Origin of the sequence: Burkholderia sp. lig30, assembly GCF_000687455.2 — a bacterium.
GTDB lineage: Bacteria > Pseudomonadota > Gammaproteobacteria > Burkholderiales > Burkholderiaceae > Burkholderia.
The window spans coordinates 57,464-80,644 of the sequence record NZ_JGVW01000059.1; the positions used below are offsets into that span (position 1 = coordinate 57,464).

The following is a 23,181-nucleotide window of genomic DNA, read 5'->3' on the forward strand; positions in this document are numbered from 1 at the left end:
GAGGTTTTGGTCAATTTGACATCGAACCAGAACCACATCGGCTCGCCAGCCCACCTTGGACCCGGTGCGTCGTTTCCGTTCGATTCAAGATTCGCGGTTCCGTGCCGATATTCCCGATCGGAGGCCAAATCGAATTCCGCCAGACAAGACCTCACGCTCATACCCACCGACCTGTAAGCAGATTTTAATAATTAAAGGTAATTCAAATATGCGCAACGTTATCCGTGCAGTCGGCCTGGTCACGCCGATTGTGTTATTGGCCGCTTGTTCGATGGTTGCTCCGCCGTATTCCCCCGCTGTCGACAACATTCAGTCACTCAAGAGCGCCACGACCGCGCACGCGAAAATCGGCCCGTTCGAATCCCGTTCGGATACCACCAATCGGTACCCGGTCCCATTGCGCGCAAACCTGATGAAATCCCCGGTTGGGGATTCGTTCGGCGCATACCTTGCCGATGCGATGACGAAGGAATTGCTGATGGCCGGCAAGCTCTCTCCGCAAAGCAATGTCGAGATCAAGGCGACACTTTTGGAAAACGACATCGACGTCGGCGTGGCAACCGGCGCTGCGAGACTGTCGGCGCGCTTCATCGTGATGCGCGCCGGCGCAGTGCGCTACGACCAGGTCAAATCCGCGCACACGCAATGGGATTCGGCGTTCGCGGCAATGATTGCCGTACCGAAAGCACGCGAAGAATATCCGCTCGCCGTGCAGAAGTTGCTCGGCGAGCTATACGCCGATCCCGCCTTCCTCGCGGCAATTCAATAACGTTACCAACCACACGACGAGAGACCAAGCAAAATGGCATTGATTCGAATGATTGCAGCAGCAACCGTGGTCGCGGCATTATCAGGATGTGCGCACGAAATTTCGCTGACCGGCGACGCGAACAAGATTCCGGCCCTTGCGACATCGCCGGTCGACAAGACGGTGGGCCTCGTCATCACGGACGATCAGTTGGCGCGGGAAGTGATTACGCCCGGCGGGGGAGGCGACAAGGTGAGCTATCGCCCCTACCACGACCTTGAATTGCCGATTTACGTTGGTCTCGGCCACGTATTCAAGAATGTGACCAAGCTCAAGAGCGCGCCGGATGCAGCAACGATCCAGGCCAAGCATCTTGATTACGTGATCACGCCGACGATCAAGACGACGTCGTCGTCCCACAGCCCATTCACGTGGCCGCCCACGGATTTCTCTGTCACGCTCGCCTGCACAGTCGCGGACCCGAGCGGTCAGACCGTGGTTACCACGGACGTCACGGGTACCGGCCACGCGGAGTTCAGTGAGTTCAAACACAACTTCAGTCTTGCCGGGCAACTTGCAACGGCCGATGCGGTGACCAAGCTGCAATCCGCACTGGCAAAGGCGCCCGAATTGCAAAAATAGGTACAGGCACGGCGCAGCTGAAACGAACGACGGTTTGGCTGCACCGCACTGCTCACGCTCGATTCGAACGAGTCGAGCGCGACGCTACGGATCCTGGAATGAGGATTCGCCGCCTCAGTCACCAGCGAATTCCCTGCCAAAAGACGAGCTTCTGATCGAAAGAAAGCGTCGCGTTCGCTGGGCTAGACGACGGCAGCACAAGCGTTTCATACCCGGCAGCCCCGATCACTTCCGCAAACCGTCCGGCCGTCTTGCCGTTGAAGCAGACTCTCTTCAACAATGGCGCATGCTCTCTCAACGAATCGAAGTCGTTCGGCTTCGCATGCCGGATCGCCGAATCGAGGCTGCCTTCGCGATGGCATGCGGCGAGCACGTCCCAGATGCCGATGCCGTGCGTCAACAGGCGTTCGAGCCGAGCGTCATACGCAAGCGCATGCAATTCAGGCTCGTCGAACACCGCGCCCAGCAACCGCCAGAACTGATTGCGCGGATGCGCGTAATACTGCGCGGCCGCGAGCGACGCCTCGCCGGGAAAACTGCCGAGGATCAGCGTATGCGTGCCCGGCCCGACGACCGGCGGAAAACCGCGCAACATCAAGCCGCCTCGCGCGCCGCAGGCCCGTCGCCATGCACGGCCAGATGCCCCCACAGCGCCGGCAGCATGCATTCCGTCACCATCAGCGGCGCGCCGTGGCGCTGAAACACCGAGCGCCGCGCAGCGAACGCGTGCGGCGCACGCGCGCCGCCGAGCGCGTGGCTCGCGAGCGCGTAAAGCGGATGGCCGGCGATCACGCGCCGGCTCACGAGCGCGGAGCGCTCGACTTGCGGATCGCTGTACAGCAGCTCCGCCAGCGGCCGCGTGCGCAGCCGCCGCATCGTCTGCCAGATGCCCTTGCTCGCGGAAAGCGGCGCGATGCTGTGCGCGGCGACATACGGCGTGCCGTCCACCGACAGGATCACCTCGCGCACCCAGACCGGCGTGCGCGGCGCGCTCGCCAGCGCCGTATGCTCGTCGAACCACGGACAGTCGACCGCCTCGCGCGTCACCCGCACCGTCACGCGGCCGAGCCGCGCCAGATGCGCGGTCAGCGAGCCGCCGCGCGTGAGCCAGTCGTGCTGCGCGACCGTGCAGCCGGGCCGCGGCACGTCGCGCCAGCCCGACTGCGCGGCATCGAACCGCATCCGCGCATTCACGCCGAACGCGACAGCAGCAGCGCGTTGGTCCGCTTCACGAAACTCGCCGGATCGTCGAGCATCCCGCCCTCGGCGAGCAGCGCCTGATCGAACAGCAGATGGCACCAGTCGCCGAAGTCGGCGCTGTCGGCGTTGAGCTGCCGGACGAGCGCATGCTCCGGGTTGATCTCGAGGATCGGCTGGAACGACGGCGCCGTCTGGCCGGCCGCCTTCAGCATCCGCTGCAGGTAGCCGCTCATGTCGTTGTCGTCCGCGACGAGGCACGACGGCGAATCGGTCAGGCGGAACGTGACGCGCACGTCCTTCACCTTGTCGCCGAGCGCTTCCTTCATCTTCTCGACGACCGGCTTGATCGCCTCGCCCGCTTCTTCCTGCGCCTTCTTCTCGTCGTCGTTCACCGCGCCGAGATCGAGGTCGCCGCGTGCGACGCTCGCGAGCGCCTTGCCGTCGAATTCCTGCAGGAACGACAGCATCCACTCGTCGACGCGGTCGGTCAGCAGCAGCACCTCGACGCCCTTCTTGCGGAACACTTCGAGATGCGGGCTGTTCTTTGCGGCCTGCCAGGTGTCGGCGGTCACGTAGTAGACCTTGTCCTGCTCCGGCTTCATGCGCGCGACATAATCGGCGAGCGACACGTTCTGCTCGTCGGTCTCGCCGTGCGTCGTCGCGAAGCGCAGCAGCTTCGCGACGCGCTCGCGGTTCGCCTGATCCTCGCCGACGCCTTCCTTCAGCACCTGGCCGAACGCGTTCCAGAAGGTCTTGTACTTGTCCTTGCCGGCATCGTCCTCGGCGCCCGCCAGCTCCTCGAGCATCGACAGCACGCGCTTCGTCACGCCTTCGCGGATCGCCTTCACGTCGCGGCTTTCCTGCAGGATTTCGCGCGACACGTTGAGCGGCAGGTCGGCCGAATCGACGACGCCCTTGATGAAGCGCAGATACTGCGGCAGCAGCTGCTCGGCGTCGTCCATGATGAACACGCGCTTCACGTACAGCTTCAGGCCGCCGCGATAGTCGCGGTTCCACAGGTCGAACGGCGCGTGCGACGGCACGTACAGCAGCTGCGTATACTCGCTGCGGCCCTCGACGCGGTTGTGCGTCCACGTGAGCGGGTTCTGGTGGTCGTGCGCGAGGTGCTGGTAGAACTGCTGATACTGCTCGTCGGTGACGTCGCTCTTCGAGCGGGTCCACAGCGCGCTCGCCTGGTTGACGGTCTCGTCCTCGTCCTTGCGGACCATCTCGCCCTTGTCGGCGTCCCACTCTTCCTTCTGCATCAGGATCGGCAGGCCGACGTGGTCCGAATACTTCTGGATGATCGACTTCAGGCGATAGGTGGACAGCAGCTCGTCCTCGTCCGCGCGCAGGTGCAGCGTGATCGTCGTGCCGCGCTGCGCGCGCTCGATCGCGTCGACCGTGAAGTCGCCCTCGCCCGCGCTTTCCCAGCGCACGCCCTCCGACGCCGGCAGCCCGGCGCGGCGCGTCTCGACGGTGATCCGGTCGGCGACGATGAAGCCCGAGTAGAAGCCGACGCCGAACTGGCCGATCAGGGCCGCATCCTTCTGCTGGTCGCCGGAGAGCTTCGCGAAGAATTCCTTGGTGCCCGAGCGGGCGATCGTGCCGAGATTGGCGATCGCCTCGTCGCGGCTCATGCCGATGCCGTTGTCGTCGAGCGTGACCGTGCGCGCGGCCTTGTCGTACGCGATGCGGATGCGCAGGTTCGGATCGTTCTCGTACAGCGCGTTGTTCGCGAGCGCCTCGAAGCGCAGCTTGTCGGCGGCGTCGGACGCGTTCGACACCAGTTCGCGCAGGAAGATTTCCTTGTTGCTGTAAAGCGAATGAATCATCAGGTGGAGGAGTTGCTTGACCTCTGCCTGAAAGCTCATCGTCTGCTGTGTCATGGGTGTGGTTTCCTCTTACTTGAATGGTGTGGCGCCGGGTGCGACATGCGGGGCAGGCATTGGGCGGCTACTTGGGGACGGGCCACAGGATTTCAAGGGCTTCGTGCGACTCGCGTTCGAGCCGGATGTGCGAACGAGCCCCGAAATTTCGCTCAAAACTGAGCACTGCTCCATGCTAATTCGAACTGATCCGATGGCTCTGCCGCTTGCAATTTGATGAAATTTCGCATCAGCAGCCATACTGGAGACCACATGATTCAGTGCAGCTTCGAACTCAATAACCAGCCGATCAGCATGTTCCGGATTCGCGAACTCTCTCTGCCGGCGTTTTCGGGACTTCCGCCTTACGTTAATGTCAGGGCGGCCGGTTGTCTCGCAGATTTCGGGCCGATTCCACCCGGACAATATTACGTTGTCGACAGGCGTTCCGGAGGAAGGCTCGGGTGGCTGCATGACAGTTTCGGCGGAAAGTCCGAGTGGTTTGCGCTTTATGCGGCCGACGGATCGATCGACGACTCCACGCTCTGTGACGACGTGCAGCGCGGCCAGTTCCGCCTGCATCCTCGCGGACCTCGCGGGATCAGCCGGGGATGCATCGTCATCGACAACGAAAGCGACTTCCAGCACATGCGGGCGCTTCTAGTCAACAACGGACTGCATCCGATACCCGGAAGCATGCTGCGCGCATATGGGATGGTGACCGTGCAATGAAGCGCCTCGCCCGAATCACCGCCGCCGTTGTCTGGATTGCGTTTGCGTCGCTTGCGTTGACCTATTGGTGGATTCGGCATCCCGACCTGATCCCTTCACCGCCGCTTGCCTTCTCGCTTTGGCTGGATCGACTTTTCGGCGCGCACGACTGCGAATCGTCAGGAGACGTCGACCTTTACTATTCGCTGATTGCCTCCGTGCTGATCGTCAGCCTCCTCACATTCGCCTGCTGGCGGCTTTTCCGATGGAGGCACAATTGATCGATCAACCCCGTCTCGAAAGACATTGTCGATGGCCCGTTCCGCTGGCAACTCGGCTGGCTTCATGACCGTGTCAGCGAGAGAGCTGAGCGGTCTCGGCCACCCCGCCCGACTCAAGATGCCCGCCGCGCGACCGAATCCACGTAGCGCGACAGCAGGCCCGGCAGCGCCGGATCGCCGCAGTTCGCGACGTTGAAGCGGGTCCACGTCGACGGCGACTGCTGCGGCGAGAACAAACTGCCCGGCGTCAGCAGGAAGCCCGCCTCGTGTGCGGCCGCCGCGAGCGCGTCGGAATCGACCCCGGTATCGGCCCACAGGAACATCCCCGCCGCCGGCATCGTGAACAGCCGCATGCCCGCGCGCTCGAGCATCCGCGCGGTCTTGTCGCGCACGCCGTCGAGCCGCGCGCGCAGCCGCTCGACGTGGCGGCGGTAATGCCCCTCCGTCAGCACCTTGTACAGCACCCGCTCGTTCAGCTCGGGCGTCGTCATGCCGACCAGCATCTTCTGGTCGGTGATCGCCTTCGCGATTTCCGGCGCGCACGCGACGAAGCCCACCCGCAGGTTGGGCGCGAGTGTCTTCGAGTAGCTGCCGAGGAAGATCACCCGCTTGAGCTGGTCGAGGCTCGCGAGCCGCGTCGCCGGGTAGCTCGGCGGGCACAGGTCGCCGTACACGTCGTCCTCGACCACCAGAAAATCGTAGGTCTCGGCGAGCTGCAGGATGCGGAACGCCTGCGCGGCCGACAGCGACGTGCCGGTCGGGTTCTGCAGCACCGAATTGATCACCAGCATCTTCGGACGCCACATCTGCACGAGCGTCTCGAGCGCGTCGAGATCCGGGCCGTCCGGCGTATACGGCATGCCGACGAGCTGTGCGCCCTGCGACGCGAAGCGGCCGAACATCTGGAACCACGCGGGATCGCCGACGATCACCGCATCGCCCGGCCGCACGTAGATCCGCGAGATCAGGTCGATCCCCTGCGTGATGCCGGACACCAGCACGAGCTGGTCGGGCGTCGCGCCGATCTCCAGCTCCGCGAGGCGGGTCTGCAGCTGCTGGCGCAGCGGCAGGAAGCCTTGCGCGCTGCCGTAGCCGAGCATCTGCGCGCCGGCCTGCCGCCCGAGCCCGCGCAGCGCGCCGGTGATGAGCTCGCCGTCGAGCCAGCGGCCCGGCAGGTAGCCGAGCCCCGGCCCCTTTTCCGGGCTGACGGTGTGCAGCATGTTGCGCAGCAGCCAGACGACGTCGATCGTGTTGTGGACCGGCGCCGCCTCGGCCCCGCGCGCGAGCGCGTCGACCGGCTGCGGGCCCGCGATCCGCTCGCGCACGTAGAACCCGGAGCCGCGCCGCGAGTCCAGGTAGCCCTGCGCGACGAGCCGCTCGTACGCCTCGACGACGGTGAAACGCGACACGCTCTTGTCGATCGCGAGCTTGCGGATCGACGGCATCCGCATGCCGGGCCGGAACACGCGCTCGTCGATGCGCCGCCGCGCCCATTGCACGAGCTGGTCGACGAGCGTGAGCGTCGCCGTGTCGTGCGGCGCCGGGATCTGGGCGAGTGGGACGGTGGACATCGCGGGCTCCAACTGTACCGAAGAGTATCGCGCCGATTGTACCGTTACTGTTCAGGTCTGCGAGACTACAGTTGGCCGATCCAGCCAGGAGGCCCGACCGACATGAATTCGCGCGAAACCCGGGGCATGCTGCTCGGCCTGATCGGCGTGATGATCTTCAGCCTGACGCTGCCGATGACCCGCGTCGTCGTCGCCGAGCTGCATCCGCTGCTGAACGGCCTCGGCCGCGCGCTCGCCGCGTCGGTTCCCGCCGGCTTGCTGCTCTGGTGGCGCCGCGAAGCGCTGCCGACGCGCGCGCAACTCAAGAGCCTCGCGCTCGTCGCGGCCGGCGTGATCGTCGCGTATCCGGTGTTCTCCGCATGGGCGATGAAAAGCGTCCCCGCATCGCACGGCGCGGTCGTCAACGGCCTGCAGCCGCTGTTCGTCGCGCTGTACGCCGCGTGGCTGTCGCACGAGCGGCCGTCGAAGGCGTTCTGGGCGAGCGCCGTCACGGGCAGCGCGCTCGTCGTCGCGTTCGCGCTGCGCGACGGCGGCGGCACGCCGCAGGCGGGCGACCTGCTGATGCTCGTCGCGGTCGGCATCGGCGCGCTCGGCTACGCCGAAGGCGCGCGCCTCGCCCGCCAGATCGGCGGCTGGCAGGTGATCTGCTGGGCGCTCGTCGTGTCCGCGCCGTTCCTCGTGCTGCCGGTCGGCTGGCTCGCTTGGGCGCACCACGCCGCGCACCCCGGCCCGCTCGCGCCGCGCACCTGGCTCGCGTTCGGCTACGTGACCCTCTTTTCGCAATTCATCGGCTTTTTCGCGTGGTACGCGGGCCTCGCGATGGGCGGCACCGCCCGCGTCGGCCAGGTGCAGTTGCTGCAGATCTTCTTCACGATCGCGTTCTCGGCGTGCCTGTTCGGCGAAACGGTGGCGCCGTCGACCTGGCTGTTCGCCGCCGCCGTGATCGCGACCGTGATGCTCGGCCGCCGCACCGCGGTGAGCACGGCCCCGCAACCCGCTCGCGCAAGCTGAATTGGCGAGCGATAATAACCGTTTTGCCTAACCGGCCACGTCTGACCGGTCGCCGTCGACCGGGCCTACCCGGCCCCTTCGAAGCGGCCTGTCCGGCCGATCTTTGACTGACCACGAAACCCGAACGAGGAGACTATGAACCCGAGCGACCTGCACCCGCCGCACTGGCAACTTTCCGAACGCGCCCGCAAGCTCACCAGCTCTGCGATCCGCGAGATCCTGAAAGTCACGGAGCGCCCCGAAGTCATCTCGTTCGCCGGCGGCCTGCCCGCGCCCGCCACGTTCCCGGCCGAGCGCATGCGCGCCGCCGCCGACCGCGTGCTGCGCGACGCGCCCGCCGCCGCGCTGCAGTACAGCGCAACGGAAGGCTACCTGCCGCTGCGCGAGTGGATCGCCGAGCGCTACAGCGTGCGCGTGTCGCAAGTGCTCGTCACCACCGGCTCGCAGCAGGCGCTCGACCTGCTCGGCAAGGCGCTGATCGATCCGGACAGCCCGATCCTCGTCGAAACCCCGACCTACCTGGGCGCGCTGCAGTCGTTCTCGCTGTACGAGCCGCGCTACGTGCAGGTGCCGACCGACGACGCCGGCCTGCTGCCCGAAGGCCTCACGCCGGCGCTGACGCAAGGCGCGCGCCTCCTGTACGCGCAGCCGAATTTCCAGAACCCGACCGGCCGCCGCCTGCCCGTCGAGCGCCGCCGCGCGCTCGCCGCGTTCGCGCAGACCAGCCCGTTCCCGGTGCTGGAGGACGATCCGTACGGCGCGCTGAACTACCGGGGCGAGCCGCTGCCGACGATGCTGTCGATGGCGCCCGACCACATCGTTCACCTCGGCACCTTTTCGAAGGTGCTCGCGCCGGGCCTGCGGATCGGCTACATCATCGCCCCCGAGGAACTGCACTTCAAGCTCGTGCAGGCCAAGCAGGCGACCGACCTGCACACGCCGACGCTCACGCAGCGCATCGCGCACGAAGTCATCAAGGACGGCTTCCTCGACGAGCACATCCCGACGATCCGCCAGCTGTATGCCGCACAATGCGACGCGATGCTCGACGCGCTCGCGCGCCACATGCCGGAAGGTGTGAGCTGGAACCGCCCGGAAGGCGGCATGTTCATCTGGGTGACGCTGCCGCAGCAGATCGACAGCATGAAGCTGCTCGAAACGGCGGTCGCGAACCACGTCGCATTCGTGCCGGGCGCGCCGTTCTTCGCGAACGACCCGCAGCAGAACACGCTGCGTCTGTCGTTCGTGACGGTGCCGCCGGAAAAAATCGAAGAAGGCGTCGCGCGCCTCGGTAAACTGCTGCGCGAGCGTCTTTGAACGCCCCCCATTCACGCTTCACAACCAGGAATTGAAAGCATGGCAAACGTCTACGACACCCTGAAGTCGCTCGGCATCGAGCTCCCGACCGCAAGCGCCCCGGCGGCCGCTTACGTGATGAGCGCGCAAAGCGGCAACACGGTCTACCTGTCGGGCCACATCGCGAAGAAGGACGGCAAGGTCTGGGCCGGCAAGCTCGGCGCCGACCTGGCGACCGAAGAAGGCAAGGCGGCGGCACGCGCGATCGCGATCGACCTGATCGCCACGCTGCACGCGCACACGGGCGACCTGAACAAGGTCACGCGCATCGTCAAGGTGATGAGCCTCGTCAACTCGACCCTCGATTTCACCGAGCAGCACCTGGTGACGAACGGCGCGTCCGAGCTGATCGCCGAAGTGTTCGGCGACGCGGGCAAGCACGCCCGCTCGGCGTTCGGCGTCGCGCAGATCCCGCTCGGCGCGTGCGTCGAGATCGAGCTGATCGCCGAAGTCGCGTAAGGCGACCGCCAGCATGTCCGCCCGCCGCGTCCGCTTCAAGCAGGTCGACGTCTTCACGTCGGTGCCGTTCAAGGGCAATCCGCTGGCCGTGGTGTTCGACGCCGACGCGCTCGGCGACGACGACATGCTGGCGATCGCGCGCTGGACCAACCTGTCGGAAACGACCTTCCTCTGCACCCCGACCGATCCCGCCGCCGACTACCGCGTGCGGATCTTCACGCCGGGCGGCGAGCTGCCGTTCGCCGGCCATCCGACCCTCGGCAGCGCGCACGCGTTCGTCGAAAGCGGCGCAAAGCCGCGCGCGCCGGGGCGGCTGGTCCAGCAGTGCGGGGTCGGGCAGGTGGCGCTGCGGCAACAGGCTCACGGGTGGGCATTCGCGGCGCCGCCCGCGCGCGTCACGCCGCTCGCCGAGGCCGACTATCCGGTGCTCGCGGCGGCACTGCGCACGGCGGACATCGACTTCAGCGCCGCGCCGTGCGCGGTGGACAACGGCGCGCCGTGGCTCGTCGTGCGGCTGAACTCGCCCGACGCATGCATCGGCCTTGTGCCCGACACGGCGGCGCTCGAGGCGCTCACGCATCGCTACGGCACGCACGGGCTTGCCGCCTACGCACCCCATGCGCCGGGCGGCCCCGCGACCTTCGAGATCCGCTGCCTGATGACGGGCGGCGGCTTCGGAATCGGCGAAGATCCTGTCACCGGCAGCGCGAACGCCGCGCTGGCCGGGCTGCTCACGCGCCAGGCGCGCCGCCCGGGCGCGTCGTACACCGCCCGCCAGGGCACGGCGATTGGCCGCGACGGCCGGGTGTTCGTCGAATATGACGACGCGGAAGGCACGATCTGGATCGGCGGAAGCGCCGTAACCGTGGTCGACGGCACGTTCCGGCTGCCCGGCTGATATTTCACGCCGGTCAGCACCTGCGCCGGCGAGCCGCCCCTCTGCTAAGTCCGGGTATCGCAAAAGCCGACCATTCAGTAATATCCGGCGTAATCCGTCGCGAAACGCGACCCCTATAGTTGGCCATCCGGCAGGATGGCGCATGCGAGCCAGGACGCCGCCCCTTTTCGATGAGCTCGGCCCGGAACTCCCTTTCGCCGCCGGCGCGAACGCTGCGCGCGACGCGCAAGTCGCGCCGCCGCGCGCTGTTCGCGATTCCGCTGCTCGGGACGCTCGCGCTCGCGCTGCTTTGGGCGGTCATCACCGTGCGGCTCTCGGTCGAGAAGGACAGCGCGTACAAGGAGGCGACCGCGGCCGCGGCAATCCTGTCGTCCGCGCTCGAGCAGCACACGATCAAGGGTATCCACCAGGTCGACCAGATCACCCGCTTCGTCAAGTTCGAATTCGAGAAGTCGCCCGCGCGCTTCAATCTCGCGAGCACCGTGGAGAAAGGCGTGGTGCCGAGCGACACGCTGATCCAGGTGTCGCTCCTGAATGCGAAAGGCATCCTGCTCGCGAGCACGGCCGAGCGCCAGCCGAAGCCCATCGACCTGTCCGACCGCGCGCACTTCAAGGTGCACCTGAGCCGCAACGACGACCAGCTCTACATCAGCAGGCCGGTGCTCGGCCGCGTGTCGGGCCAGTGGACGCTGCAGATGACCCGCCGGCTCAACAATCCCGACGGCAGCTTCGCAGGCGTCGTGGTCGTGTCGGAGAATCCGAGCTACTTCACGAACGACTTCTACAACATCGCGGCGATCGGCAAGGACGGCGTGATCGCCGTCGTCTCCGACACCGGCGCCGTGCTCGCGCGCCGCACCGGCACGCGCCACGATGCGCCGGGCGCGTTCTCCGCATCGGGCGTCTATCCGGACGCGGGACGGATCGCGGGCGTGAGTCCCGACCCGATCGACGGCGTCACCCGTATCGTGTCGTACCGCCATCTCGACGGCTATCCGCTCGCCGTGATGGTCGGCCTGTCGCAGGCGGACGAACTTGCCGACTACAACCACACGCGCAACGTCTATCTGCTGATGGCGAGCTTCATCACGCTCGCGATGCTCGCGTTCTTCGGCGTGGCGACGGGCCTGATCGGCAAGCTGCTCGGGCGCGAGCGCGAGATGACCCAGCTCGCCGAATTCGACCTGCTGACCGGCCTCGCGAACCGCTACGCGGCGCTGCGCGCGCTGCGCAACGACGTGTCGATGCCCGCGAGCCTGTCGCGGCTCGGCCTGCTGTTCATCGACCTCGACAATTTCAAGACCGTCAACGACACGCTCGGGCACAACGCCGGCGACATCGTGCTGCAGATGACCGCGTCGCGCCTGTCCGACGCGGTCGGCGACGAAGGCACGCTCGCGCGCATCGGCGGCGACGAGTTCGTCGTCGTGATGAAAGGCGACGACGTCGAGCGGCGCGCGGTGCGGCTCGCGGAAGAGATCATCCGGATGTTCGGCGTGCCGTTCGACGTGCGCGGCAGCGCGTTCGTGCTGCACGCGAGCATCGGCATCGCGCTGCACACGGTCGCGAACGAAAGCGAGATCGACCTGCTCAAGAAGGCCGACCTCGCGATGTACAGCGCGAAGGACGCCGGCAAGAACTGCTACCAGTTCTACGCGCCACACCTGTCGCACCGCGCGGATCATCTGATGCGCTGGGAGCAGCAACTGCGCGTCGCGCTCGCCGACGGACAGCTCTTCCTCGCGTATCAGCCGAAAATCGATCTCACCCATCGCCACGTCACCGGCTTCGAGGCCCTTGCCCGCTGGGATCATCCGGAACACGGCATCATTTCGGCGAACGAATTCATTCCGATCGCCGAATCGACGGGCCTCATCGTGCCGATCGGCGACTTCGTGATCCGCACCGCGTGCGAGCAGCTCGCGCGCTGGCGCGACGAAGGGCACGACACGCTGACGCTGGCCGTCAACATCTCGCCGGTGCAGTTCTGGCGCGGCGACCTGATCGACACGATCTCGCGCACGCTGCACGACACGGGCATCGAGGCCAGCCGCCTCGAGATCGAGATCACCGAGACGGCGATGATGGAGTATCCGGAGCTCGTCTCCGAGAAGATCTTCGCGCTCAAGCAACTCGGCATCCGGATCGCACTCGACGACTTCGGCACCGGCTACTCGTCGTTGTCCTATCTGCATCGCTTCTCCGTCGACACGCTGAAGGTCGACCGTTCGTTCGTGCAGGCGATCCCGCACGACCGCAGCGTGTGCGTGATGGTGTCGTCGATCGTGCACCTCGCGCGCGCGCTTGGCCTCACGGTCGTCGTCGAAGGCACCGAGACCGAGGAGCAGATCGCGTGGCTGTCGGCACTCGGCGAGGTCGAGGCGCAGGGCTTCCTGTTCTCGCGCCCGGTGCGCGCCAGCAGCATCCCCGCGCTGCTCGCCCGCTACGGCGTGCGCGACGACCACGCGCACGCGGCAGCGCGCCGCGCGGCCGGCGGCACGGGCAGCTGAGGGCCCCGCACCGCGCGTGGCGCGGCATCGTTTCCTCAGCCGATTGCGCATTGCCCGTCACCGGTTGCCGACCTAGCGTTTTCGCGCATGGAAGCGACAGGCAGCGAGTCGCACAATGCCCCGTCCGATACGTCGATGGCCACGTATCGCCGGAAACCTGCAAGCCACTGTCATGATGAGCCTTCCAGCCGCCGAGCGCGGGGAGCCGGAATCCCTGTGGGCCTTGTTCAAGGTCGTCGCGGGCATTTCCGCGATGTCGTGGGGCGGGCTTGCGATGATGGCGCAACTCGAGCGCCACTACGTCCACCGCATGCGGCGCATCGAGCCGCACGCGTTCGCCGACTTCGTCGCGCTCGCCTGGCTCGTGCCCGGCCCGGTCGGCTGCAACGTCGCGGTGCAGGTCGGCGAGACGCTGCACGGCCGCGCCGGCGCATGGATCGCCGGACTCGCGAGCGTGCTGCCGTTCTTCGTGATGATGACGCTGTTCGCGGTCTTCTACCGCACCCCGGTCGTGCGCTCGCTCGCGGCGCCCGTGATCCTCAATCACTTCAGCATGGTGCTGGCCGCGCTGATCGGCGTCACGTGGGTCAGGCAACTGCGCACGCTGGTGCGCGCGCCGCTCGAGCAGGCGATCGCGGCGCTGTCGACGATTCTGCTCGCGGTCGCGCACAGCCCCGCCGCGTTCGTCGTGATTCTGTGTGCCGCGTTCGCGGCGGGCTGGCTGACCGGGCCGGCCGCGGACAACTCGCTCGCGCTGTCGCTACCGGCGCGCGACCGCAACCTGCTGGTGCTGCTCGCGCTGTTCGTCGCGCTGTTCGCGCTGCCGCTGCCCGGCGACTATCAGGCGACGCTGCTCTGGCCGCGGCTCGCCGGCGCCGGCATGACGCTGTTCGGCGGCGGCTTCTCCGCGCTGCCCGTGCTCAAGGCGCTGTTCGTCACGCCGGAAACCGGCATCTCCGACTACGACTTCACGCTCGCGTTCGCGCTCTCGCCGGTCTCGCCGGGACCGCTGCTGAACGTCGTGCCGTTTCTTGGCTACCTGACCGACGGCTGGCGCGGCGCGCTCCTCGCCACCGCCGCACTGTTCGTGCCGTCCGGCTGCCTCGTCGTGTTCGCGCACCGCCATCTGTTCCGGCTCAAGCACCATTCGCGCTTCGAGCACGGCATGCGCCTGCTGCGGGCGGCGACTACCGGCTTCCTCCTGGTCGCGGTCGTGAAGATCCTGCACCGCGTGCCGGGCGCCCCGGTCTACTGGCTGACAGGCGGCTTCGCGATGCTGTGCTTCGCGCGCTTCAGGCTGCCCGTCTACGTGGTCTACGCGGCGGTCGCGCTCGCGTGCTGCGCGTGGCTCTGGACGGCCGCGCACTGACGCGGGCCACGCTCAGCGGCGGTGCGACGGTGCGACGGTGCGGCGGCGCGGGTGCGCGGGTGCGCGGGTGCGCGAGGCGCGACAGCACGCCGCGCCCGCGATTCAGGTCAGAAGCCGCGCGCCAGGACGGCAGCACCGACCGTCACGACACCGAGCACGAGATTGACGACGACGAGCAGGCGCATCGCATTGACCGCGCGCGCGCCGTCGGGCCACTTCTGCGCCTGCACGGCGCGACGGATGCGCGGAAACAGCGCGAACCTGACATGGCCGAAGATCAGCATCATCACGACGCCCAGACCCGCCATCGCGTGCAGCGGCCAGGTCGCATGCACACCGCCGAAGCGCCCCAGCAGGAAGCCGCCGGAGAGCAGGACCACGATCACCGAGGCCGCAACCCAGTTGAAGAAGCGGCCGAACACCGCCTCGAGGAGCGGCAGGCGCAATTGCGGCGACAGATCCGACAGCGCCGGCCGCAGGCAGAAATGGGCGAACACCATCCCGCCCACCCACACCGCGACGGCCAGCAGATGGAGAAACAACGCGACGGAAATAGCGTGGGACATGGCGAGGATCCTGTTATCGATTGAAAGCGTGGCGAGCGACGTTCGACCCGGGTGCGGCGGCGCAGTTCAGCCCGCGACCGAAATCTCATACTATTTTGCAGGCGCGAGATGTGTACGCGATGTGTCGTACGCAAAAAAACACACGGCCGCCAAAGCGGCCGTGTGTTCCGGTCATCCGGGCGGTCGAGCCGCCGTCAGCCGAGCACCGGGCGCAGCCCGCCGACCTTGAGCTTCGTGTCGGGCGCGCGGCCCTTGCGCGCGCGCTTGCCGACGTGCGACGCGAGCGCGTCGCCGGACAGCCTGTCCTCCTGCGCCTTGCCGCCGCGGCCGGCGCCGGTGAGCACGACGCCCGCCGGATCGATCGCGACCGCCTGCACGAGCGTCTCCTTGTCGTCGAGCGCCATCAGGATCACGCCGCGCCCGCCGCCGGACAGCGTCTTCATCTCGTCCATGCCGAACACGAGCAGGCGTCCGCCGCTCGACAGGCACGCGACCTGCGACGCGTTCGGCAGCACCGGCATCGGCGCAAGCGGCACGGTGCCCGGATCGATGGTCATGAATGCCTTGCCGGCCTTCAGGCGGCTCACCATGTCGCCGATCTTCGCGATGAAGCCAAAGCCGTTGCTCGACGCGAGCAGGAGCGCCTGCTCCGCCGGCGCCGCGAAATAATGCATCAGGTGCGAACCGGATTCGAGCTCGATCAGCGACGTGACGGGCACGCCGTCGCCGCGCCCGCCCGGCAGCACCGACACGTCGACCGAATACACGCGGCCGCTGCTGCCCCACGCGATCAGCCGGTCCGGCGTGCGGCACTGGAATGCCGCATACAGGCTGTCGCCCGCCTTGAACGAGAAGCTCGCCGGATCGAGGCCGTGGCCCTTGAGCGCACGCACCCAGCCCTTTTGCGACACGACGACCGTCACCGGCTCGTCGACCACCTTCGTCTCGAAGGTCGCGCGCTTTTCCTGCTGGATCAGCGTGCGGCGGTCGTCGCCGTACTGCTTCGCATCCGCCTCGATCTCCTTGATCATCAGCCGCTTCATCGCGCTTTCGTTCGCGAGCAGCTCCTCGAGCTTCGCCTTCTCGTCGCGCAGCGCCTCGAGCTCCTTCTCGATCTTGATCTTCTCGAGCCGCGCGAGCTGACGCAGACGGATTTCGAGGATGTCGTCGGCCTGGCGCTCGGTCAGCCCGAACGCGCTCATCAGCGCGGCCTTCGGCTCGTCCGATTCGCGGATGATGCGGATCACCTCGTCGATGTTCAGGAAGACGATCATCCGGCCTTCGAGGATGTGGATCCGGTCGTCGACCTTGCCGAGACGATGGCGGCAGCGCCGCGTCATCGTGACCTGGCGGAACCGGACCCACTCGCCGAGGATCGTCAGCAGCCCCTTCTGGCCCGGCCTGCCGTCCGCGCCGACCATCACGAGGTTCAGCGCCGCGTTCGATTCGAGGCTCGTATGCGCGAGCAGCGAATTGACGAACTCGGTCTGGTCGATCGTGCGCGACTTCGGCTCGAACACGAGCCGCACCGGCGCGTCCTTGCCCGACTCGTCGCGCACCGCGTCGAGCAGGTCGAGCATCGCCTTCTTGGTGTTGAGCTGCTCGGGCGTCAGCGTCTTCTTGCCGAGCTTGAGCTTCGGATTGGTCAGCTCCTCGATTTCCTCGAGCACCTTCTGGCCCGACGTGTTCGGCGGCAGCTCGGTGACGACGAGCTGCCACTGGCCGCGCGCGAGATCCTCGATCTTCCAGCGCGCGCGCACCTTCAGGCTGCCGCGGCCGCCGTCGTAGGCCGCCGAGATTTCCGCGTCGCTCGAGATGATCTGCCCGCCGCCCGGGAAGTCCGGGCCGGGGATGTACGTCATCAGTTCCGCGTGCGTCAGATGCGGATGACGGATCAGCGCGACCGCCGCCGCCGCGACTTCACGCAGGTTGTGCGACGGAATCTCCGTCGCGAGGCCGACCGCGATGCCTGACGCGCCGTTCAGCAGCACGAACGGCAGGCGGCCCGGCAGCAGCTTCGGCTCCTCGAACGAGCCGTCGTAGTTCGGCATGAAATCGACCGTGCCCTGGTCGATCTCGTCGAGCAGGAGCTTCGCGATCGGCGTCAGGCGCGCTTCGGTGTAGCGCATCGCTGCCGCGCCGTCGCCGTCGCGCGAGCCGAAGTTGCCCTGCCCGTCGATCAGCGGGTAGCGCAGCGAGAAATCCTGCGCGAGGCGCACGAGCGCGTCGTACGCGGACTGGTCGCCGTGCGGGTGATACTTGCCGAGCACGTCGCCGACGACGCGCGCCGACTTCACCGGCTTCGCGTCCGGGGCGAGGCCCATTTCGTTCATCGCAAAGAGAATCCGGCGCTGCACCGGCTTCTGGCCGTCGCAGACGTCCGGCAGCGCGCGGCCCTTCACGACGCTGACCGCATAGCTGAGATACGCCTGCTCCGCATAGTTGCCGAGCGTCAGCGCGTCGCTCCCGGGCGCGTCCGGCCCGGCGAAGAGATCGGGAGTGTTGTCGTCCATCTGAATTCCGTGTTCGTGTGTGGCGCGCGTTCGGGCCGGGCATCACGCCCGGCCGCGCTCCGCAGGAAAAACCGGGGCGCCCGGCTTTCCTGCCCCCGTCGGGGGCAAGCCCGGCGTGCCGGGCCCGGAGGCGCTTAGATATCCGCTTCGACCTCGTTGCCCTTTTCCTCGAGCCAGCCGCGACGTGCGGCCGCCTCGCCCTTGCCCATCAGCATCGTCATGCGCGCGACCGTCGACTCGTAGTCGAGATCGCCGAGCTTCACCGGCATCAGGCGGCGGGTATCGGGGTTCATCGTCGTGTCCCACAGCTGCTCGGCGCTCATTTCGCCGAGGCCCTTGAAGCGGCTGATGCTCCACTGCGTGTCGCGCACGCCGTCCTTGCGCAGCTTGTCGAGGATCGCCTCCAGCTCGCCGTCGTCGAGCGCATACAGCTTCTGCGCGGGCTTCTTGCCGCGCGCGGGCGCGTCGACGCGAAACAGCGGCGGACGCGCGACGAACACGTGGCCGCGCTCGATCAGTTGCGGGAAGTGCTTGAAGAACAGGGTGAGCAGCAGCACCTGGATGTGCGCACCGTCGACGTCCGCGTCCGACAGGATGCAGATCTTGCCGTAGCGCAGGTTCGACAGGTCGACGCTGTCGTCCGGGCTGTGCGGATCGACGCCGATCGCGACCGAGATGTCATGCACCTCGTTGTTCGCGAACAGGCGGTCGCGCTCGGTTTCCCAGGTGTTCAGCACCTTGCCGCGCAGCGGCAGGATCGCCTGGTATTCCTTGTCGCGGCCCATCTTCGCCGAGCCGCCCGCCGAATCGCCCTCGACGAGGAACAGCTCGTTGCGCGCGATGTCCTCCGTCTCGCAATCGGTCAGCTTGCCGGGCAGCACCGCGACGCCGGAGCTCTTGCGCTTCTCGACCTTCTGGCCCGCACGGGTGCGCGCCTGCGCCTGCTTGATGACGAGCTCGGCGAGCTTCTTGCCATGCTCGACGTGCTGGTTGAGCCACAGTTCGAGCGCCGGGCGCGCGAACGACGACACCAGCTTCACCGCGTCGCGGCTGTTCAGCCGCTCCTTGATCTGCCCCTGGAACTGCGGGTCGAGCACCTTCGCGGACAGCACGAACGACACGCGCGCGAACACGTCTTCCGCGAGCAGCTTCACGCCTTTCGGCTGCAGGTTGTGCAGCTCGACGAAGCTCTTCACCGCCTGGTAGAGGCCGTCGCGCAGGCCGGATTCGTGCGTGCCGCCGGCGGGCGTCGGGATCAGGTTCACGTACGACTCGCGCACCAGCGACCCTTCCTCGCTCCACGCGACGACCCACGACGCGCCCTCGCCTTCGGCGAAGGTATCGTCGCCCGAGCGCGAATCGGCGAAACGCTCGCCTTCGAACAGCGGGATCAGCAGCTCGCTGCCGTTCATGCCTTCGAGCAGGTAGCCGCGCAGGCCGTCCTCGTATCGCCAGCTCTGCCGTTCGCCGCTCTTCTCGTTGACGAGCACGACTTCGACGCCCGGCAGCAGCACCGCCTTCGAGCGCAGCAAGCGCTGCAGTTCGCCGAGCGGCAGGTTCGGCGAATCGAAGTATTTCGGATTCGGCCACACGGTCACGCGCGTGCCCGACTTCTTCTCGCCGCGGCCCGCGGCCTGCGTCGCGAGCGGCTTCACGACGTCGCCGTCGGCAAAGCCGAGCCCGGCGACCTTGCCGTCGCGCCAGACCGTCACGTCGAGACGCGTCGCGAGCGCGTTCGTCACCGACACGCCGACGCCGTGCAGGCCGCCGGAGAACGTATACGCGCCGCCCGCGGCCTTGTCGAACTTGCCGCCGGCGTGCAGGCGCGTAAACACGATCTCGACGACCGGCACGCCCTCTTCCGGGTGCAGGCCGAACGGAATGCCGCGGCCGTCGTCCTCGACGGACACCGACTGGTCCGCATGCAGCGTCACGGTGATCTGCTTGCCGTAACCACCGAGCGCCTCGTCGGATGCGTTGTCGATGACTTCCTGAATGATGTGCAGCGGATTCTCGGTACGGGTGTACATGCCGGGCCGCTGCTTGACCGGCTCGAGACCCTTGAGCACCTTGATCGATGCTTCGCTATAGGCCGCGCTGGGCTTCTTCGTTGACATAGGCGATGAGGTTCGTCATTCATCGGGACATTGTCCACACCTCGTGTGGATAACGTCGTGGACAAAACGTTGCGTTCCGCAAAAAAGCGAATCGAAACAACGCTGTGCTTGGAGTGCTTCGAAAGCGGGCGCGCGGCGCGCAGCCGCGCGGCCCGAAACGCGGCGTATTTTACTGGTTCCGTGCGGCGCGCCATCCGATGAATTGCGCGCCGCGCGAGCGCGCTGGCCGCCGGCGCGCGTCAGGGCTTGCGCTTCGCCTCGAGCGTCTCCCAGCGTTCGAGCGCGGCGAGCAGTTCGTCGTCGATCGCGGCGAACCGCTCGGTCAGGCGCGCGCCTTCCTGCGCGTCCTTCGCGAAGATCGAGCCGTCCTCGAGCTGCGCGCCGATCGTCTTCTGCTCTTCCTCCAGCGTGGCGATCCGGTCGGGCAGCGCGTCCAGTTCGCGCTGCTCGTTGAACGACAGCTTCACGGCGCGCTGCGTGTTGCGCCCCGCCGCACCCTTCGCCGGCTCGTCCCTGGCGGCCGGCGCTTCCTTCGCGGCCCGCTTTGCGGCGTCCTGCTGCGCGAGCTGCTCCGCGCGATCGCGCTGGATCTGCCAGTCGGTAAAGCCGCCGACGTATTCGCGCCAGCGGCCGTCGCCTTCGGACGCGATCACCGACGTCACGACGTTGTCGAGGAACGCGCGGTCGTGGCTGACGAGCAGCACCGTGCCGTCGTAGTCGGTCAGCAGCTCTTCGAGCAGCTCGAGCGTCGGGATGTCGAGGTCGTTGGTCGGCTCGTCGAGCACCAGCACGTTCGCCGGACGCGCGAACAGGCGCGCGAGCAACAGCCGGTTGCGTTCGCCGCCCGACAGCGACTTGACCGGCGAGCGCGCACGCTCCGGCGCGAACAGGAAATCGCCGAGATAGCTCATCACGTGCTTGCGGTTGCCGGCGATCTCGACCCATTCGCTGCCGGGGCTGATCGTGTCCGCGAGACTCTTCTCCTGATCGAGCTGCGCGCGCATCTGGTCGAAGTACGCGACCTGCAGGTTGGTGCCGGTGCGCACCGTGCCCTCGTCGGGCGACAGTTCGCCGAGGATCAGCTTCAGCAGCGTGGTCTTGCCCGCGCCGTTCGGGCCGATGAAGCCGATCTTGTCGCCGCGCATCACGGTGGTCGAGAAGCGGTCGACGACCGTGCGGCCGTCGTAGCGCTTCGTCACGTCGGTCAGCTCCGCGACGATCTTGCCGGACTTCTCGCCCTGCGCGACGTCGAGCTTCACGTTGCCCTGCGCGTTGCGGCGCTCGGCGCGCTCGTGGCGCATCTGCTCGAGCCGCGCGATGCGGCCGACGCTGCGCGTGCGGCGCGCCTCGACGCCCTTTCTGATCCACACTTCTTCCTGCGCGAGCAGCTTGTCGAACTTGTCGTTCTCGACGCGCTCGACTTCGAGCTGCTGCGCCTTGCGGGTCTGGTACGCGGAGAAATTGCCCGGATACGACAGCAGGCGGCCGCGATCCAGCTCGACGATGCGCGTCGCGACGCGATCGAGGAACGCGCGATCGTGCGTGATGAACAGCAGGCCCGCGCGCTGCGTGACGAGCAGGTTCTCGAGCCAGCGGATGCCGTCGAAATCGAGGTGGTTGGTCGGTTCGTCGAGCAGCAGCACGTCGGGCTGCACGACGAGCGCGCGGGCGAGCGCCACGCGCTTCTGCATGCCGCCGGACAGCGCGTCGACGCGCGCGTCGCCGTCGAGGCCGATCTGCGCGAGCGTGGTCGACACGCGCGTGCGCCAGTTCCATGCGTCGGTCGTGTCGAGCGACGACTGCAGCGCGTTCATCCTCGCGAGCAGCGCGTCGTGCTCGGCGCCTTCGGGCGTGTCGGCGAGCCGATGGACGATCGTGTCGTATTCGTCGAGCAGCGCGCGCGTGCCGGTCAGGCCCGACGCCACCGCGTCGAACACGCTCGCGCCCGGCTCGAATTCCGGCTCCTGCGGCACGTAGACGGTCACGAGATCCTGCTGGCGCGTGACGAGGCCGTCGTCCGGCCTCGCGATCTCGGCGACGATCTTGAGCAGCGACGACTTGCCTGCGCCGTTGCGGCCGATCAGGCCGACGCGTTCGCCGGCCTCGAGCGAGAAGTCGGCGTGATCGAGCAATGCGACGTGACCGAACGCGAGCTGCGCGCCGGTAATGGAATAGAGCGACATGGGGAAGACGGCGAAGAGAAATCGGAAGCGCTCATTGTACCGGTGGCGAGCCTCGCCACCGCCGTGGCCGAACGGATGAGCGCGAACGGCCGGCTTGACGCGTCGCGCGCGAGGCGGCGGCCGCCACGCGCGCGACGCGTCACTTCACGTTGATGGTGATGGTCTGGCTCATTTCCGGACCGTACGAGCGGTGCGCGCCGTCGCCGAACTGCAGCGTCAGCGAGTGCTGGCCGGGCGGCAGCGTCAGGTCGGTCTCGGTCTGGCCCTTGCCGAAGTGCAGCGAATGGTCGGTAGCGGGAATCACCTCGCCCTTCGGCAGCGGCTTGCCGTCGATCAGCAGGTGATGATGTCCGGTGTCGGGCGCCATGTCGCCGGCCGGCCGCAGCGCCGCGCCTTCGAGGCCGAACTTCACGTGCACCGGGTTCGACACCGTTGCGCCGTCCTGCGGCGCGACGAAGAACACGCGCGCCTCGGCCCACGCGGCCGGCGAGACGGCCAGCGCCACCGCGCACGCGGCGCCTGCAATCCACTTGCGGTTGATCATTGTCATCATCGTTATCTCCTTCTGCTTGACAGGCCCACGAAGCATACCGCATACGCGATGCTCGCGATGCGCACGTTTAAAACGACGTTGCGGCGTAGATCGGCGAAATTCCGTTACCATTGCGTCTTTCGCCTGCGGGCTTTGGCCTGCGGCGGCCCCATATTGTTCCCATCATCCAGAGCGCCACATGAGCGAAGTGATTGAATACCAGAGCTGGGTCTGCCTGATTTGCGGGTGGATCTACAACGAAGCGGAAGGCCTGCCCGACGAGGGCATCGCGGCCGGCACCCGGTTCGCCGACATCCCGGACGACTGGCGCTGCCCGCTGTGCGACGTCGGCAAGTCGGATTTCGTCATCGTCGATTTCTGAGTTTGAGCCGCGAGCCGCGCGCAATGTGCGGCTCGCGTGTTTGCAAGTCGCGTCGTGTGCGCCGGCGCGTGCGCATTTGCTATACTTTGCGCGCTGTCCACTCCGCTGCCCGGCATGCGACTCGCGCGCAACTTGCCGGATATGCAGGCTCCCCGTAGTTCAATGGATAGAACAAGCGCCTCCTAAGCGCTAGATACAGGTTCGATTCCTGTCGGGGGGACCAGCCGGTTTTCACGTCCCCGCACGTCCCCCTCCCCCGCGCCC

At 67.1% G+C, this 23,181-nt stretch carries 20 protein-coding genes and 1 tRNA gene; 12 read left to right on the plus strand and 9 right to left on the minus strand.

Features of this window, described 5'->3' with window-relative positions:
- Positions 1 to 208: 208 nt before the first annotated feature.
- Together LIG30_RS07335 and LIG30_RS07340 are read left to right on the plus strand one after the other, a co-directional pair.
- Positions 209 to 769 (plus strand): hypothetical protein, encoded by a 561-nt coding sequence (locus LIG30_RS07335; protein ID WP_038710892.1) that lies wholly within the window; start codon positions 209 to 211, stop codon positions 767 to 769.
- Positions 770 to 802: 33 nt separating this feature from the next.
- Positions 803 to 1,390, plus strand: a complete 588-nt coding sequence (locus LIG30_RS07340; RefSeq protein WP_051994906.1) for a hypothetical protein — start codon at positions 803 to 805, stop codon at positions 1,388 to 1,390.
- A gap of 118 nt (positions 1,391 to 1,508) precedes the next feature.
- Here the strand turns inward: LIG30_RS07340 and LIG30_RS07345 are convergent, their stop codons facing one another.
- Genes LIG30_RS07345 through htpG form a run of 3 tightly spaced genes read right to left on the minus strand, consistent with a single transcriptional unit; the run spans position 1,509 to position 4,479 of the window.
- Positions 1,509 to 1,985: a DNA-deoxyinosine glycosylase gene (locus LIG30_RS07345; protein WP_038710894.1), complete on the minus strand. Its 477-nt coding sequence runs from the start codon at positions 1,983 to 1,985 to the stop codon at positions 1,509 to 1,511.
- Positions 1,985 to 2,572: a chorismate--pyruvate lyase family protein gene (locus tag LIG30_RS07350; RefSeq protein WP_038710895.1), complete on the minus strand. Its 588-nt coding sequence runs from the start codon at positions 2,570 to 2,572 to the stop codon at positions 1,985 to 1,987. The genes LIG30_RS07345 and LIG30_RS07350 overlap by 1 nt, the downstream gene beginning before the upstream one ends.
- Positions 2,573 to 2,580: 8 nt before the next feature.
- Positions 2,581 to 4,479 (minus strand): molecular chaperone HtpG, encoded by a 1,899-nt coding sequence (htpG, locus tag LIG30_RS07355; protein WP_038710896.1) that lies wholly within the window; start codon positions 4,477 to 4,479, stop codon positions 2,581 to 2,583.
- Positions 4,480 to 4,731: 252 nt separating this feature from the next.
- Here htpG and LIG30_RS07360 point away from each other — a divergent pair, with 252 nt between their 5' ends.
- Complete coding sequence (locus tag LIG30_RS07360) at positions 4,732 to 5,190, plus strand: DUF2778 domain-containing protein (protein ID WP_038710926.1); 459 nt, start codon at positions 4,732 to 4,734, stop codon at positions 5,188 to 5,190.
- Positions 5,187 to 5,450: a hypothetical protein gene (locus LIG30_RS26100; protein WP_152986030.1), complete on the plus strand. Its 264-nt coding sequence runs from the start codon at positions 5,187 to 5,189 to the stop codon at positions 5,448 to 5,450. The genes LIG30_RS07360 and LIG30_RS26100 overlap by 4 nt, the downstream gene beginning before the upstream one ends.
- A gap of 113 nt (positions 5,451 to 5,563) precedes the next feature.
- Here LIG30_RS26100 and LIG30_RS07365 read toward each other — a convergent pair whose 3' ends face one another.
- On the minus strand, positions 5,564 to 7,021 hold the full coding sequence (locus LIG30_RS07365; RefSeq protein WP_038710898.1) for an aminotransferase-like domain-containing protein: 1,458 nt from the start codon (positions 7,019 to 7,021) through the stop codon (positions 5,564 to 5,566).
- Between the two features lie 102 nt (positions 7,022 to 7,123).
- Here LIG30_RS07365 and LIG30_RS07370 point away from each other — a divergent pair, with 102 nt between their 5' ends.
- The 6 genes from LIG30_RS07370 (at position 7,124) to LIG30_RS07395 (ending at position 14,624) form a co-directional block, all read left to right on the plus strand.
- Entirely contained in the window at positions 7,124 to 8,032 is a 909-nt protein-coding gene (locus LIG30_RS07370) for a DMT family transporter (RefSeq protein WP_038710899.1), read from the plus strand.
- Between the two features lie 135 nt (positions 8,033 to 8,167).
- A complete protein-coding gene (locus LIG30_RS07375; protein ID WP_038710900.1) occupies positions 8,168 to 9,349 on the plus strand; it encodes an aminotransferase-like domain-containing protein in 1,182 nt (393 codons plus the stop codon).
- A gap of 39 nt (positions 9,350 to 9,388) precedes the next feature.
- Positions 9,389 to 9,847: a RidA family protein gene (locus tag LIG30_RS07380; protein WP_038710902.1), complete on the plus strand. Its 459-nt coding sequence runs from the start codon at positions 9,389 to 9,391 to the stop codon at positions 9,845 to 9,847.
- 13 nt (positions 9,848 to 9,860) lie between these two features.
- On the plus strand, positions 9,861 to 10,745 hold the full coding sequence (locus LIG30_RS07385; RefSeq protein ID WP_038710903.1) for a PhzF family phenazine biosynthesis protein: 885 nt from the start codon (positions 9,861 to 9,863) through the stop codon (positions 10,743 to 10,745).
- Between the two features lie 170 nt (positions 10,746 to 10,915).
- The gene (locus tag LIG30_RS07390; protein WP_038710905.1) at positions 10,916 to 13,255 is read left to right on the plus strand and encodes a bifunctional diguanylate cyclase/phosphodiesterase; all 2,340 of its coding nucleotides are present in this window, start codon (positions 10,916 to 10,918) and stop codon (positions 13,253 to 13,255) included.
- Positions 13,256 to 13,427: 172 nt separating this feature from the next.
- A complete protein-coding gene (locus LIG30_RS07395; protein WP_038710907.1) occupies positions 13,428 to 14,624 on the plus strand; it encodes a chromate transporter in 1,197 nt (398 codons plus the stop codon).
- Between the two features lie 107 nt (positions 14,625 to 14,731).
- Here LIG30_RS07395 and LIG30_RS07400 read toward each other — a convergent pair whose 3' ends face one another.
- The 5 genes from LIG30_RS07400 to LIG30_RS07420 form a co-directional block, all read right to left on the minus strand.
- Positions 14,732 to 15,190, minus strand: a complete 459-nt coding sequence (locus LIG30_RS07400; protein WP_038710908.1) for a CopD family protein — start codon at positions 15,188 to 15,190, stop codon at positions 14,732 to 14,734.
- Between the two features lie 194 nt (positions 15,191 to 15,384).
- Entirely contained in the window at positions 15,385 to 17,703 is a 2,319-nt protein-coding gene (gene parC, locus LIG30_RS07405; RefSeq protein WP_038710909.1) for a DNA topoisomerase IV subunit A, read from the minus strand.
- 134 nt (positions 17,704 to 17,837) lie between these two features.
- The gene (parE, locus tag LIG30_RS07410; protein WP_038710912.1) at positions 17,838 to 19,820 is read right to left on the minus strand and encodes a DNA topoisomerase IV subunit B; all 1,983 of its coding nucleotides are present in this window, start codon (positions 19,818 to 19,820) and stop codon (positions 17,838 to 17,840) included.
- 239 nt (positions 19,821 to 20,059) lie between these two features.
- Positions 20,060 to 22,003, minus strand: coding sequence for an ATP-binding cassette domain-containing protein (locus tag LIG30_RS07415; protein WP_038710913.1), 1,944 nt, complete (start codon positions 22,001 to 22,003; stop codon positions 20,060 to 20,062).
- A gap of 139 nt (positions 22,004 to 22,142) precedes the next feature.
- A complete protein-coding gene (locus LIG30_RS07420; protein ID WP_038710927.1) occupies positions 22,143 to 22,547 on the minus strand; it encodes a DUF4399 domain-containing protein in 405 nt (134 codons plus the stop codon).
- A gap of 187 nt (positions 22,548 to 22,734) precedes the next feature.
- Here LIG30_RS07420 and LIG30_RS07425 point away from each other — a divergent pair, with 187 nt between their 5' ends.
- Complete coding sequence (locus LIG30_RS07425) at positions 22,735 to 22,917, plus strand: rubredoxin (protein ID WP_038710914.1); 183 nt, start codon at positions 22,735 to 22,737, stop codon at positions 22,915 to 22,917.
- A gap of 148 nt (positions 22,918 to 23,065) precedes the next feature.
- A tRNA-Arg gene (locus LIG30_RS07430) sits at positions 23,066 to 23,140 on the plus strand.
- The last annotated feature ends 41 nt before the right edge of the window (positions 23,141 to 23,181 follow it).